Annotated in this window: 12 protein-coding genes and 1 pseudogene; 10 read left to right on the top strand and 3 right to left on the bottom strand. The window is 52.1% G+C overall.

All coding sequences use genetic code 11. The annotated features are described in order from the left end of the window. The first annotated feature begins 3 nt into the window (after positions 1–3). The 5 genes from NST44_RS00740 (at position 4) to NST44_RS00720 (ending at position 5522) form a co-directional block, all read left to right on the top strand. Entirely contained in the window at positions 4–1776 is a 1773-nt protein-coding gene (locus NST44_RS00740) for a BlaR1 family beta-lactam sensor/signal transducer (RefSeq protein WP_007131004.1), read from the top strand. A gap of 503 nt (positions 1777–2279) precedes the next feature. Beyond that, positions 2280–3152 (top strand): DMT family transporter, encoded by an 873-nt coding sequence (locus NST44_RS00735; protein WP_007131005.1) that lies wholly within the window; start codon positions 2280–2282, stop codon positions 3150–3152. 250 nt (positions 3153–3402) lie between these two features. Next, complete coding sequence (locus NST44_RS00730; RefSeq protein WP_007131006.1) at positions 3403–3654, top strand: hypothetical protein; 252 nt, start codon at positions 3403–3405, stop codon at positions 3652–3654. A gap of 192 nt (positions 3655–3846) precedes the next feature. Then, a complete protein-coding gene (locus tag NST44_RS00725; RefSeq protein WP_007131007.1) occupies positions 3847–4668 on the top strand; it encodes an alpha/beta hydrolase family protein in 822 nt (273 codons plus the stop codon). Positions 4669–4745: 77 nt separating this feature from the next. Next, complete coding sequence (locus NST44_RS00720; RefSeq protein ID WP_007131008.1) at positions 4746–5522, top strand: DODA-type extradiol aromatic ring-opening family dioxygenase; 777 nt, start codon at positions 4746–4748, stop codon at positions 5520–5522. A gap of 985 nt (positions 5523–6507) precedes the next feature. On the opposite strand, the gene NST44_RS00715 is transcribed toward NST44_RS00720, so the two are convergent. The 3 genes and pseudogenes from NST44_RS00715 to NST44_RS00705 all read right to left on the bottom strand — a co-directional run bounded on the left by NST44_RS00715 (position 6508) and on the right by NST44_RS00705 (position 8636). Further along, positions 6508–7050 (bottom strand): DoxX family protein, encoded by a 543-nt coding sequence (locus tag NST44_RS00715; RefSeq protein WP_144878511.1) that lies wholly within the window; start codon positions 7048–7050, stop codon positions 6508–6510. 241 nt (positions 7051–7291) lie between these two features. Then, positions 7292–7815, bottom strand: a pseudogene (locus NST44_RS00710) (DoxX family protein). A gap of 281 nt (positions 7816–8096) precedes the next feature. Beyond that, positions 8097–8636 carry a DoxX family protein gene (locus tag NST44_RS00705; RefSeq protein WP_007131012.1) on the bottom strand — a complete coding sequence of 180 codons (540 nt, stop codon included), beginning with the start codon at positions 8634–8636 and terminating at the stop codon, positions 8097–8099. A 727-nt stretch (positions 8637–9363) separates the two neighbouring features. Here NST44_RS00705 and NST44_RS00700 point away from each other — a divergent pair. From NST44_RS00700 to NST44_RS00680, 5 genes are all read left to right on the top strand, one after another. Next, positions 9364–10704, top strand: coding sequence for a DUF3048 domain-containing protein (locus NST44_RS00700; protein WP_445670713.1), 1341 nt, complete (start codon positions 9364–9366; stop codon positions 10702–10704). Between the two features lie 213 nt (positions 10705–10917). After that, positions 10918–11532, top strand: coding sequence for a DUF47 domain-containing protein (locus tag NST44_RS00695; RefSeq protein WP_028406869.1), 615 nt, complete (start codon positions 10918–10920; stop codon positions 11530–11532). Between the two features lie 14 nt (positions 11533–11546). After that, positions 11547–12527: an inorganic phosphate transporter gene (locus NST44_RS00690; RefSeq protein ID WP_007131015.1), complete on the top strand. Its 981-nt coding sequence runs from the start codon at positions 11547–11549 to the stop codon at positions 12525–12527. A gap of 105 nt (positions 12528–12632) precedes the next feature. Next, entirely contained in the window at positions 12633–13589 is a 957-nt protein-coding gene (gene corA / locus NST44_RS00685) for a magnesium/cobalt transporter CorA (RefSeq protein WP_007131016.1), read from the top strand. A 228-nt stretch (positions 13590–13817) separates the two neighbouring features. Then, a complete protein-coding gene (locus tag NST44_RS00680; protein WP_210095623.1) occupies positions 13818–14183 on the top strand; it encodes a YrhK family protein in 366 nt (121 codons plus the stop codon). Positions 14184–14270: the final 87 nt, after the last annotated feature.

Genomic DNA, 14270 nt, shown 5'->3' with positions numbered 1-14270 from the left:
GACATGTTGTTTTCGATGCTGGTCGCAGGCTGTATCATATCTAGTATTTCCGCAGCGGGAATGATGGGCGTCAAAGCCGTGTTTCGAAAACAACTTACCGCAAGGTGGCACTACCGGATTTGGATGCTGTTATTGGTCGCGTTAACGATTCCTTTTATGCCGGGGCATTTATTTCAATTCTCATCGTGGGTTCCCGGTTTGGGCGGGCCGCAGCACCGTGACTTAGGCGCTGCCGGGGACGGGGCCGGATTGCAAGAGGCTGCTAATGCGAATATGCTGCAGGACTTCACCATCTCCGTGAACCGGGGGACGCCGGAGTTTCTGCAAACCATGACGGTAGGTATATGGTTCGCAGGCATGCTTGTTTTTGCCCTGATCATCACGCGCGCTTGGCTGAGCATCAGACGGATGAAAAAAACGGCCCGCCCCGTATCGAATGCGGATGTGCTGGCCGTATTGGAGGAGTGCAAGCGGAAGCTTCGTATCACCCGGGAAGTGATGGTGTTGGAGTCGCCGCTTGTTCAATCGCCCATGCTGGCCGGCGTGCTGAAACCTTCCCTGATGCTGCCGTCCCGGTGCATGGATTGGCTTTCCATGGATGAAATCCGATATATCTTGCTGCATGAATTAAACCATTGGAAAACGAAGGATAACGTTACGAATTACGGGATCGTGGCGTTTCAAGCGGTCTACTGGTTCAACCCGCTCATCTGGATGGCTCTGAAGCAGATGAGGCTGGATCGTGAAATCGCCTGCGATCATGCCGTGCTGCAATCCTTGGACGAACGCTTCCATAGCGATTACGGGCAAACGATTCTCCGTTTTGCGGGCCGAGCATCGCACTCCGTGCCTTTTTCGCTGGCGAGCCCCTTTGTGGGCCCGAAGAGCCCGATCCGACATCGCATCGAAACGATTGTCCGGTTTCGGGCGGACTCCAGGCGGCAAAACATCAAGAGTCTTGCGGTCGTTGCGCTTGCAGCTCTCATGGTGGCAAGCCAGCTTCCCGTCGCAGAGGCCATGAACCGGGACGATTCGCGATATGATTTTACGGGTGAACGTACCGAATACGAGGATCTGAGCGCCTATTTTTCGGATTATGAAGGAACGTTCGTGCTGTACGACCTGAATGCTGACCAATACCGCATCTATAACGAATCGCAAAGCACGCGGAGAGTGTCTCCGGACTCTACTTATAAAATCTACAGCGCTTTGTTCGGACTAGAATCAGGGGCCATTTCGGCCGAACGCTCGACCATCGAATGGAACGGCCAAAAATACCCGTACGATGCCTGGAATAGGGACCATAACCTGTTTACGGCGATGGATAGCTCGGTCAATTGGTACTTCCAAGCGATGGAGAACCGGATGGACCGGGGCGAGCTGCAGGGGTATCTCGAGCGAATCGGGTACGGGAATGCCGATCTATCCGGCAGGTCCGGGCCGTTTTGGCTGGAATCGTCATTAGCGATATCGCCGGTTGAGCAGGTTCAATTGCTGAAGGCGCTCTATACGAATCAATTTGGATTCGACGATAAGCATATCGAGACGGTGAAGCAAGCGATCCAACTGCAGGAAAGGGGCGGTGCCCGTCTGTTCGGCAAAACCGGCACAGGCACGGTCAATCATAAAAACACGAACGGTTGGTTTGTCGGTTACGTCGAGAACGAGGGCAACACTTACTTTTTTGCAACGAATATTGCGCATAAAGATCAGGCGAGCGGGAGTAGGGCGGCCGAAATTTCATTGCGGATTTTGAAGGATAAAGGCATCTACTGAAGCAGGGAATAGAAGGGGTGTTTTTTCAGTCAAGACGTTGCTCATGAGGGGAAATTCTTGCTAAGAGGTTGCGAGGGTAGGGCGCCGTGCACGACGGCCGTCTCTAGAATGGCGAGAGCATTCAATTGAAAACGTGGGGTGATCGCATTCGCTTAAGATATGGATCTTGGGCGGATGCTTTTTTCTGTGTGTAAACTCGGATGAAGGAACTTTATTATGACGTACTGGAGTCGCCTTGCTATAAACTGATGTTCTTAAATTTGACAGCATTTTATGACGATTTGTATATGTTCAAAAGTTAATTCTTTTGTTACGATAGGACAAATATTAGGACTAGCATTTCCGCAGTTACTCGCGGGATGAGAGGTGATTCATTTATGTTTTTTTCTCCTTTGTTTGAAAACGATGTGCCTGTAGCACTTTTACGCCCTTAGTGGAGTGAAGGTGGCTCCATCTCTCCGTTAAGGGCTTGCTAAACCCTATCTAAAAACGGAGGGAACAAAATGAAAAACGCATTATTAGGTTCTTTATATTTGATTTTATCTTCCAGTATTTGGGGAGGTATGTACGTCGTTGTAAAAGTTGTCGTGTCGGTCATACCTTCACTGGAATTGGTATGGATTCGGTATTTAGTAGCTGTTCCAGCACTGCTCATGGTCGGTTTGGCAACGCGTCAAAACTGGCAAATTCGTAAACCTGATTTCTTAATCATCATAGCCATTGGGATCATCGGAAATGCAGTTTCGATCGTTGCACAGGAAACCGGTACCATGTTGTCTTCCGCGCAAATGGGAGCAATTATCACGTCCACAACTCCCGCATTCATGGTGGTGTTTGCTCGCTTACTTCTTAAAGAGCGGTTAACTTTGAAAAAGGGGATATCCATTTGTTTGGCAATCCTTGGGGTTTTGCTCATTGTAGGTGTAGGACAGATTAGTTTTACAAGCAAACTCGGAGGTGTCTGGCTTCTTGCAGCTGCGCTGACATGGGCATTCATGTCTGTGCTTGTAAAGCGTGTGCCGAGGGATTATTCACTAATTGCGGTAACGACTTATTCTATTTTGGTGGCCATTACTATACTGAGCCCTTTTGTCTTGCCGCGGTTACACGTCTTGAACATCGCTCAACTGGCTGACCCGAAAATTTGGGGCGGAATCTTGTATTTAGGCATTGTGTCGACGGCAGGTGCATTTCTACTTTGGAATCGTGGATTGCAAATGCTAAATGCTTCAAATGGGGGGATGTTTTTCTTTTTTCAACCCGTAGTGGGAACTTTGCTTGGATGGCTTGTTCTTGAAGAAAGCATCAGAGCAACATTTTGGATCGGTTCCATTCTCATATTCATGGGCGTGTTACTGGTTATTAAAGAAAAATAATGGGTAGTTCAAAACCCCCTTCAATTCCTCAATTGAAGGGGGTTACTTTCTATATAGAAAGGTCTCAGCAGCGTCATGGGCGTTAAGTCCACGAAATCCTTAATTATCATAGACCACTTTCTCGCAGCACCGTCGGGTTTTAGCATATTTGGGAGCGGGAGTATAATTCCGCCTCTCGTACTTCAAAATAATAAGCATTCAGAAATGACCATACAGGCCTCGCCGAACGGGGCGGAAGGAGGATTTTTAGATGAGTGCTTACTTTGACGAACAGTATAACAGGAATGAAACCGTATCCTCCGGATACGCCTTGGAGTTGGACCCGGACTATGCCTCCGGGGGACAAGAAGGCGCAGAACCCGCACAGGATGCAGTGCACCCGAATCGGACAGGGATGGCGGATCCGTCCCTATGGAACGACGGGGCGGATGGAGAGAGCTGGCTGAACGGCTGGGATGGCCGCGAGGAGACCCATGCGATGTTCCGCCAAAGCTATGAGTAGGACGAAGGATATAAGCCAGCATTCAGGGTGATTACCTTACACAAGCGGTAGCCGCATACCTGGGGTTCGATTTTTGTAAATTGTTGACAACCCGCGCATCACGATGCTAAGATAAGTTTAATTAATTCATATTAAACTTATCGGAATTATTATAGTATCTAAAAGCGTCTGATTTCGCGGGGAGGAATTAGGATGGAGCGTCAAATTACGATCCGGCATCGTCAAGAGGAGCTGACAGCAACGATACATTATCCGCAGAAGGAGGCGGATGCTGGAAGCAGCCGGGTGCCGCTGATTATTATTTGCCACGGGTTTGTGGGGAGCCGCATCGGGGTTGACCGCCTGTTCGTCAAAACCGCGCGTGAACTCGCCCAAGATGGGCATATGGTCATTCGGTTCGATTATATCGGCTGCGGCGAGAGCTCGGGCAGCTACGGCAGCGAGGGGCTGGAGTCGATGATCGCCCAGACGCGGACCGTTCTGGATTATGCGCTCAGCTGCACGGATGTCGACCCCCAGCGAATTACGCTGATCGGCCACAGCCTGGGCGGCGCGGTAGCGCTCCAGACCGCCGTGCGGGACCGCCGGGTGAAAAATCTCGTGCTATGGTCAGCGGTAGGCTATCCTTTCAACGATATTGTGAAAATCACGGGCCGCGACGTATATGACACCGCCGTCAAATCGGGTGCTGCCGATTATTTGGGGTACTCGTTCACTCCGGTATTTTTCGAGTCATTGGCGCAGGGCCAGCCGTTCCAAGAGGCTCTGAAATTTACGGGCAATGTGCTGGTCATTCACGGCACCTCGGATGACATTATCCCGGTGGACTATGCTTTTCTGTATCAAAAGGTGTTCTGGATGCGCTCGGAAGGCCGGTGCGATAAGGAGATTATTTTTCAGGCGGATCACACCTATTCTGCCGGCCCGCAGCGCGAGCTGCTGCTGAAGCGAACCCGGGATTGGCTGGACGAGCAAGAGCATATTCAGCAGGAATGGCAGCATTGGAGTATTTGAGGAAGTTATTTGGCATATTGGGCAGAATAACGGTACAATAGAGTTGTCCCTTGATTTTGAAGCTGGAGGTGGCATCCATGACGTTACCTGCTCTATTTATTGCACACGGTTCGCCGATGATGGCGCTGGAGGACAACGAGTATACCCGTTTCCTCGCACGTTTGGGACGGGAACTGCCGAAGCCCCGAGGCATTGCGGTATTCTCAGCTCACTGGGATGATCCGGATCAGCGCCTGACTGACGATGCCGAGCATGGCACGATGCATGATTTTTATGGATTTCCCGAGGAGATGTACCAGATCACCTATCCGGCCAAAGGCAGCGCGGAGCTGACGAATCAGATCATGCAGCGCTTCGAGGCAGGCAATCTGCATGCCAAACCGGTTACCGGCAGGGGATTGGATCATGGGGCCTGGGTCATTTTGCGCCAAATGTATCCGGATGCGGATATCCCTGTTGTTGCCCTTTCCATCGATTCCAAGCGCTCGCCCAGCGAGCAGTACTCGATCGGCGCAATGTTGTCCGATCTCCGTGAGGACGGCATTCTTATCATCGGCAGCGGCGGCCTCGTGCACAATCTGCGGATGGTGCATCCGAGCGACGAGCCTGATGATTGGGCGGTACAGTTTGATGAATGGATAGCGGAGCAGCTGGAGACGTGGAATCTCCATCAGTTATTCGCGTATGACAAGAAAGCGCCTCATGCCCGCGAAGCCGTACCTTCTTATGGGACGGAGCATCTGGTTCCCCTGTTCTATGCGATGGGGGCTGCGGATAACGGCCGCAAGGCGGAACGGTTGTTTCAATCTTACCAATATGGCAGTTTAAGCTTGAACTGCTGGTCATTTCAATAAAAGGAGAAGCCGGGCTTGGCGATCAAGCCCGGCTTTATTGTGCTTTGGGGGCTCAAGGGGAGCGGGAGCATGAGCCGGTGCACTTGGGGGTGTCGTCCGGTCCCCCGTCTCTTCGCTCGCTTGTTGTCCGCCCTTTGCCTGAATGTATATTGTGTAAAGGTAGCAAAGGGCTCCCAAAGAGCGACCGCTGTCGCTGCTCCGAGACGGGGGCCCTCCCTGAGGGGGCACCGGCGCAGCTCCGTGGTGTGTAAGCATCCCGGGAAGCACAAAAGCAGCCCGGCTTGAGAAGCCAAGCCGGGCTTTGGGTGTGGGCGGGGGAGAGGGGGGAGCTGAGCCGGTGCACATAGTTGTATCGTCCGGTCCCCCGTCTCTTCGCTCGCTTGTTGTCCGCCCTTTGCATGAATGTATATTGTGTAAAGGTAGCAAAGGGCTCCCAAAGAGCGACCGCTGTCGCTGCTCCGAGACGGGGCCCTCCCTGGGGGGCACCGGCCCAGCTCCGTAGGGTGTAAGCCGCCCGGGAAGCACAAAGGAGCCCGGCTTTAGAAGCCAAGCCGGGCTTTGGGTGTGGGCGGGGAAGAGGGGTGTTGGGAGCTCAGCCGGCGGATCTAGTTGTGTCGTCCGGTCCCCCGTCTCTTCGCTCGCTTGTTGTCCGCCCTTTGCATGAATGTATATTGTGTAAAGGTGGCAAAGGGCTCCCAAAGAGCGACCGCTGTCGCTGCTCCGAGACGGAGGCCCTCCCTGTGGGTGCACCGGCGCAGCTCCGTAGGGTGTAAGCCGCCCGGGAAGCACAAAGGAGCCCGGCTTGAGAAGCCAAGCCGGGCTTTGGGTGTGGGCGGGTGGTTATGCCATTGCTGGTGGTGGGCTCGATGTCCAGGGGAGCTTCTTGCCATCTGGCGTTGTGTCGTTATGCTCCCCGGGCATTGTGCTCGCATATTGTCGGTACGAATTTTTCTAACTCGCCCCGTCCCTGTATCAGCGGTGCCGGTTAAGCGGTTTGCTTTGTCAGAGGTGTTGGGGTTGTGCCGCCGTCATGGCGGGTCGTTTTGTGTGTCCATTTGTTCCACAGGCCGCGGAGGTAAGGGATTACCCAGCGGTCAAGACCGATTTTACCAGCGTTCGCTGCAGCAACCAGGATGAACATCTGCAGCAAGAGCATTTGCGCATTCGTGCTCACGGTGCCCGAGAAGAGGAACGCGGCGTTCATCACGATGCCCATGAGGGCGGCGAAGGTGGTGAAGGTGCCCAGGATCAGCCCGAGGCCGACGAGAAATTCACCGAGCGGGACCATGACGTTAAAGATCTTTACACCCGGCAGCGCCGCGTGCTCGAGGAAGGCCGCCCACCAGCCTTGTACGGCGGGATGGTCACCGGTCGCCTTGGCGATCGCGCCTTGCAGGAAGCCTGCAGCCTCGAAGCCGCCGGTCAATTTGCCCCAGCCGGCCACCATCCATTCATAACCAATGTAGACCCGGATGAAGGTCAGCAGCCACATTGCAACTTTGTTTGTTCTCAGCCAATTGTTAAACATATCAACCACTCCTTGGGAAGATGATTTTTTATTGAGTTCATTGTTGTTGCTTGCCCTCGACCGGCTTATTGGTGTTCATCTGGTTGAGGGAGGAAGATGATCATCTCTTTCTGATTTCATTATAAGTGAAACAAATCACAATATATGTGATTAAAATCACATTCGTGATAAAAATCATAATTATATTAAAAAAAAGAAATAACCCTGCGCTCTTTGAGAGGAGCACGCAGGGTTACGTTGGCTACGCCGTTTGATTATTCATAAGAGGTTCATGATAACTGACATTCATTTTACGGGCAAACTTCCGTTTAAGGAAGGGCATAAGCCAGCGGTCCAGCCCGATCCTCCCGGCATTGGCCGCAGACAGGATGAGAAGAAATTCAAGCAGCAACAGCTGGCCGTTCGTACTGATCGAGCCGGAGAAGAGATAGGCGAAATTCATCACCAGTCCCATCAGCGCGGCAAAGGTGGTAAACGTCCCGAGGATTAAACCCAGCCCGACAAGAAACTCCCCAAGCGGGACGATGATGTTGAAGAACTTTACGCCCGGCAGCGCCGCATGCTCCAGAAAGGCCGCCCACCACCCCTGCACCGGCGGATGCTCACCGGCTGATTTGGCGATCGCTCCTTTCATAAATCCGCTGGCATCGAAGCCCCCGTCAGCTTGGTCCAGCCTGCGGTCAGCCACTTATACCCGACCCATACCCGGATCATCGTCAATACCCACATTGCGATTTTGCTTGTCTGAAGCCAGCTCATCCACATCCAACACCACTCCTCCATGAATAATCATTCTATATTTTGTTTTCGGATTTTTGAGAAAATGAAAATAATTACCGCAGAAAGCGTGAACGCATCAAGCATTTTCGTTCACGCTGGGAAAGTGATTAGCAATGTATATTTTCAAAAATCCGTATTAAAATACATTATTCACTTCCACCTGGCTTATGCCTGTGCGTTTTGGAATGCGATCCGGACATACCAAAAAGTGATGAAGAACCGAGGTTCTCCATCACTTGGATGCTGCCTAATTGAGTTGCAGCCGATTAAGCCGTTTGCTTCTTCAGCGGCGTTGGCGTCGTGTCGCCATGGCGGGTCGTTTTGTGTGTCCATTTGTTCCACAGGCCGCGGAGGTAAGGGATTACCCAGCGGTCAAGACCGATTTTACCGGCGTTCGCTGCAGCAACCAGGATGAACATTTGCAGCAAGAGCATTTGCGCATTCGTGCTCACGGTGCCCGAGAAGAGGAACGCGGCGTTCATCACGATGCCCATGAGGGCTGCGAAGGTGGTGAAGGTACCCAGGATCAGCCCGAGGCCGACGAGGAATTCACCGAGCGGGACCATGACGTTGAAGACCTTAACGCCCGGCAGCGCCGCGTGCTCGAGGAAGGCCGCCCACCAGCCTTGTACAGCGGGATGGTCGCCGGTCGCCTTGGCGATCGCGCCTTGCAGGAAGCCTGCAGCCTCGAAGCCGCCGGTCAATTTGCCCCAGCCGGCCACCATCCATTCGTAACCGATGTAGACCCGGATGAAGGTCAGCAACCACATTGCAACTTTGTTTGTTCTCAGCCAATTGTTAAACATATGAACCACTCCTTAATTGAGTTATTTTTCGTTTGCATTGTTGTCTGTTCATGGATGTCGTTGTTGTTAAATGGCTTACTGGTGACTTCTAATGTTTGCTTTCTTGTTGTTCAATTTCTTGCTTTGTCTTGCTTGATGCTATTTGGTTTGGTTGGTTTAAGTGATCACCTTTCTTACACTTTTATTATACGTGAAATTATTCACAATAAAATGTGATAAAAATCACAAATTTGTGAACATAGCATTCTGCCTCTGAAATACATTGCATACTGCCCTTCAAATAGGCTGAAATACGGCAGCGGCTCCTTAAATGGTTTGAAACCTTGCGCGGTCTGCCCCTAGAATCGGCTGATGAAATAAGTGAATGTTCTACTACAGGGAAAGGGAGGTAATTGTAGGGCATCAATGACAGCAGCCAAATGTTCGTGGTCCCACCCCAAGCAGGCTTGCGGAGAACTTATCGAGTTATCTCCGATAGAAAGGCTTTGCCGGAGGACGGATCGAGTTATCTTCCATAGAAAGGTAGGCTTGCGGAGAACCTAGCGAGTTATGAATCAACCGAGATTACAAGACTTGATCGATGAATGACCTAGAGCCAGGCGTCTTACGAACGGTTCTTTATTACAGACAAAGCGCAGCGTTTATGATTAAATGTAAAATAAAGTTGAATTGTCGGTTGGAAATTTCGGGTAATAAGTATTTGGGAGAGTCCATAGGGGGAAATGATATGCGCAGTAAACATCGACTTGGCAAGTTTGCATGGAGGACAAGCTCCATGGCGATTGCGGCCGTCCTTGCATTGTCTGCTTGTGGTGGGAAGCCGCAGGCAGAGCCGGTAGAGAGTCCGGAGGTACAGAGTCCGGTACAGCCTCCGGTGGAGGATGTGAAGGAGCCGGCAGCACCGGCTCCGTACAGGGCGCCTTTAACCGGGCTGGCGGTTGAGGCGCCGGTCACGCAGCGGCCGCTGGCGGTGATGATCAATAACGCGCCGGCGGCACGGCCGCAGTCGGGGCTGAGCCAAGCCGATATCGTATACGAGGTATTGGCCGAGGGCGGCATTACGCGATTGATCGGGATTTTCCAAAGCGAAGAAGGCATCGAGCAGATCGGGCCGATCCGCAGCATTCGTCCTTATCTGATCCGTCTTGGCGAGAGCTATGGCGGCGTTCTGGTTCATGCCGGCGGCAGCCCCGAGGCTTATTCGATCATTCAAAAGCAGGGGAAGCAGGATTTGGACGAAATCGGCAATGCCGGTGCTTTTTTCTGGAGATCGAAGGACCGTAAAGCGCCGCATAATCTGTATTCCAGCGACGAGAAGCTGCGTCAAGCTGCTGCTAAGATGGGCTATGATCAGCAGGTTCAGGTTCCGCAATACAGCTTCCTTACGGAAGAGCCTGCAGGAGGCACGAGTGGAACGAATGGCACCGAGGGTACGAATAGCACCGATGACACCCCATCCTCCGGGGGAACTGCGGACGGCACGGAGGGTTCGACGCAGCAAGACGGAACGACGAATAGCGGGAAACCATCTGCTGATGCTGCGGAAAATACAAGCAATGCGGAGCAATCTTCAGCATCTGCGAACAGCGCAGGCGGTGCAGGACAATCGGCAAATGCCGGGAATGCAGGCAGCGAAGCGGGGTCCCAAACGGAGGCAGCCGGAGAAGCCGCGGGCAAGGTGGACATTACCTTTTTGCTGAACAGTTATGTGGTTTCCTATGAATACGATGAAGCAACGAGCACGTATAAGCGATCCATTAATGGGTCTCCCCATGTCGATCTTAATAACAATGAGCAGCTGGAAGCTGCCAATGTGATTGTGCTCGGAGCCGACCATAAAGTGCTGGATGATATAGGGCGTCTAGCCGTGGATGTAGAAACCGGGGGCGAGGCCATGCTGTTCCAACGGGGCGAGGTGATCCGGGGGCAGTGGGTCAGAGCCGCGAATGATGCGATCCGGTTCGTCAAGGACGGGGCAGAGGTGGCGCTTGTTCCGGGAACGACATATTTCAACATTGTGCCTAACTCTCCATCATTTGAGAGCCATGTGAGCATAACCAATCCATAATTCATGGGCGGCGGATAATATATCCTTATACGGGGATGTTAAGTATCAGGCATAAAGGTATGGAGCAGGCTAGGGATGCGCTTCCTTGTTAGTTTCTTACTTTTTTGAGTGTTAGTTTTCTATACACACCCTGCGGCGGATGTGATAAGATATTCAAGGTTGTCTATCTTTTCTTTCGTTCGCGGCAATTTATCCGTAAAGGGGTTAAAGAGTATGAAAATGAAGAAAAAGGATATATTTTTCCAATGCCTGGAGAATATGGCCGACACGGTGGTTCAAGCTGCAGATTATTTTTCACAGCACGTTACCAATCTTCAGGATGTGCTAGAATTCGCCAATGAAATGAAAAAATTCGAGTCCCAATGTGATACTTATACCCATACGATCATCACGGAGCTCAACAAAACATTTATAACGCCGATCGAAAGAGACGACATCATGGACCTGGCAACCAGCATGGACGATGTGATGGACGGGCTCGAGGCCACCGCATCCCGGTTTTATATGTACCAGCTCGGACAGCCTGACGAATACATCGTGCAATTTGCAGAAATTCTTCGTCAATCGGCCTACGAAATTCAGAAAGCCATTCATTTGCTCTCGCAGAAAAAACTTCTTGCGATCCGCGAATATACGATCCGCTTGAACGATCTGGAGAACCAGGGCGATGAGCTGCTGCGTATCTGCATTAAGGATCTGTTCGCGACCGTTTCCGATCCGATTCTGCTGATCAAGAAGAAAGAGATCTATGAGCGTCTTGAGACAACCACGGACACCTGCGAAGACGTGGCGAATATGCTGGAATCCATCATTATGCGTAACTCGTAAGGGAGTCCTGAACTATGGATATCGTAATCATTCTCGTTGTTTTCCTGGCACTCGCCTTCGACTTTATTAACGGGTTTCACGATACGGCTAATGCGATTGCTACCTCGGTATCGACCCGTGCCTTGAAGCCTCGAGTTGCCATTCTGCTTGCAGCCTCGATGAACTTCGTTGGCGCGATGCTGTTCACAGGCGTTGCCAAAACGATTGGCGGCAGCATTGCAGACCCCGCTACACTGGATAACGGAATCGAGGTTGTAATCGCGACGCTGTTGTCGGCGATTATCTGGAACCTCGTAACCTGGTGGTTCGGCTTGCCTTCATCCTCCTCGCATGCTCTGATCGGTGCATTGACCGGTGCGGTCTTCGTCGGAGCGGGCAGCGATAAGCTGAATTACGGCGGCTTTACGGATATCGTATTGGCGCTTGTCCTTTCGCCGATCATCGCATTTGTGGTCGGTTATCTGGTGATGCAGCTGCTGAAAGTCATCTTCGCAAAACGCAGTCCGCACACCGTGAATAAGGGCTTCCGCACGATGCAGATCTTTACGGCTGCGCTCCAATCCTTCACGCACGGCACGAACGATGCGCAGAAGGCGATGGGGATCATTACGTTCGCTCTCGTGACTTCCGGTCATCTCTCGGAGATGGAAGTTCCGTTCTGGGTTAAGCTGGCGGCAGCAACCGCGATGGCATTGGGAACCTCGATCGGCGGCTGGAAGATCATCAAGACGATGGGAACGAAAATTTTCAAAATCGAGCCGATTAACGGATTCGCCGCAGACTTCTCGGCAGCCTCTGTTATTTTCTCGGCGACACTGCTTCACTTGCCGATCAGTACGACCCATGCGATTACATCGGCAATTCTCGGCGTAGGCTCGGCGAAACGCTTCTCCGCCGTGAAATGGTCCCTGGCAGGGCGAATTGTCGTAACCTGGTTCATCACGATTCCGATTACGGCTGTGCTGGCGGGACTTATCTTTAAAATTTTCTTCTAGACCAATACTTACTTACAGATAGATAACGGATAGATGTGGAGCCAATCAGCATACGATTGGCTTTTTTTAATAGACGATTACATATCTGCAGAAGGGAGGACGCCTATGATTCGCACGTTGGCCATCACGCCGAGCTATGAGCCGGTGCTGGGACTGTCGCTGGCCGAGATGAATATGGCGGAATACGCCTGGGTCTGGGTGGATTTCAGCGAACCGACGCCGGAGGAGGCGCGGATGCTGGAGACGTATTTTCATTTTCACCCGCTGGCCATTGAGGATTGCCTGCATTTTCTGCAGCGTCCCAAGCTGGATTATTACGATGAAATGCAGTTCTTCGTCCTGCATGCACTGCATCCGGATACGCTCCAGGCGGTGGAGGTGGATCTGTTCCTCGCGCCAAGGCTCGTCGTGTCGTTCCACCAGCAAAATCTGCCGGAGGTAAATGATGCATGGGACCGGGTCGTGGAGGCTGCCAGGAAGGGAGCGGTTGGCGAGGATGGCCCCAGCTTCACCGCTTATACGATTATGGATAAGATGGTGGATCAATATTTCCCGAGCTTGTACGCGATTGAGGACGAGCTGGCGGATCTGGAGAATGAAGGTGAACGGGAGTCGGTGGAGGAGCTGATGAACCAGGTGTTTGCCCTTCGGTCACGGCTGCTTCGCCTCCGGCGGACGGTTGTGCCGATGCGGGATCTGCTCTATCGGATTATCAACTCGCAGCATATGAAGCATCATGTGCACCTTGCTTATTTTTCCGATATCTACGACCACCTGCTCAAGCTGTCCGACATGATCGAGACCAACCGCGAGATGACGGCGGATCTTCGCGACAGTTACATCTCCGTAAATTCGAACCGGATGAATCAAATCATGAAGACGCTGACCGTGATCACCACGATCTTCATGCCGTTGACGCTGATTGCGGGCATTTATGGCATGAATTTTGAGGTGATGCCGGAGCTGCAATGGAGGTATGGTTACTTTGCCGTGCTGGTTCTAATGTTCCTGCTCGGGGGCGGCATGGTGATGTGGTTTATACGCAGGGGCTGGTTTAAATAGTGTTATTTTCTGGATGATATTCCGGGTTAACAAAAAGAATGTAAGAGAAGAACTGCGCCGGGTGACAAGGTTACAATTGCTTGAGACAAGCCGAAAGACGGAATCAAGGCTGGGTATGTGACCCTTAATCGTCTGAGACTAAGTTCCAGCGCACACATCTTCGGAGCTTGGCTGCCGGGGTTTATGGATGGTCCATCACGGGTAAGGCTTCCTGAGGAGGGAGTTACGATGGTACCCGGTCTGAATCGACAAGGCAAACACCATAGAAAACGACACCTGAACCTGTCCGTACGTACCGGAGGGCTGCGCAGGCTGCTCCGACTGTCGCGGGCGCGAAAGCGCCGGCTAACCGTCACCAGCCGTTTCGAGGCGGGGATGATGCTTAGCGAGCTGCTGACCGGACTGCTGTTTATTACTGGCAGCATCTTAATGTTCTACCCGGGGACAAAACGTATCTCCACCGTGCTGTACCTGCTCGGAAGCATTATGATGCTGCTGCGGTCGGGCATTCGAGGCTCTTATTGGTTCCGGTTAAAATCGCTCGAGCATTCAGCCGATCAGGAGAGCAGCTCCGATCAGGATTGGTCGCGTTGAACAGCGTAAGCGACATACGGTAAAAAGCTCACGCCATTGAAGCATCTTTCAAGCCATGCTCTGATGTCCACGTTAGACGGGAATGCT

Origin of the sequence: Paenibacillus sp. FSL W8-0919 (assembly GCF_038003785.1) — a bacterium.
In the GTDB taxonomy this organism is placed as follows: domain Bacteria; phylum Bacillota; class Bacilli; order Paenibacillales; family Paenibacillaceae; genus Paenibacillus_AQ; species Paenibacillus_AQ lactis.
The sequence above is the reverse complement of the archived record's forward strand: the minus strand, read 5'-3'. Positions and strand labels throughout refer to the sequence as shown.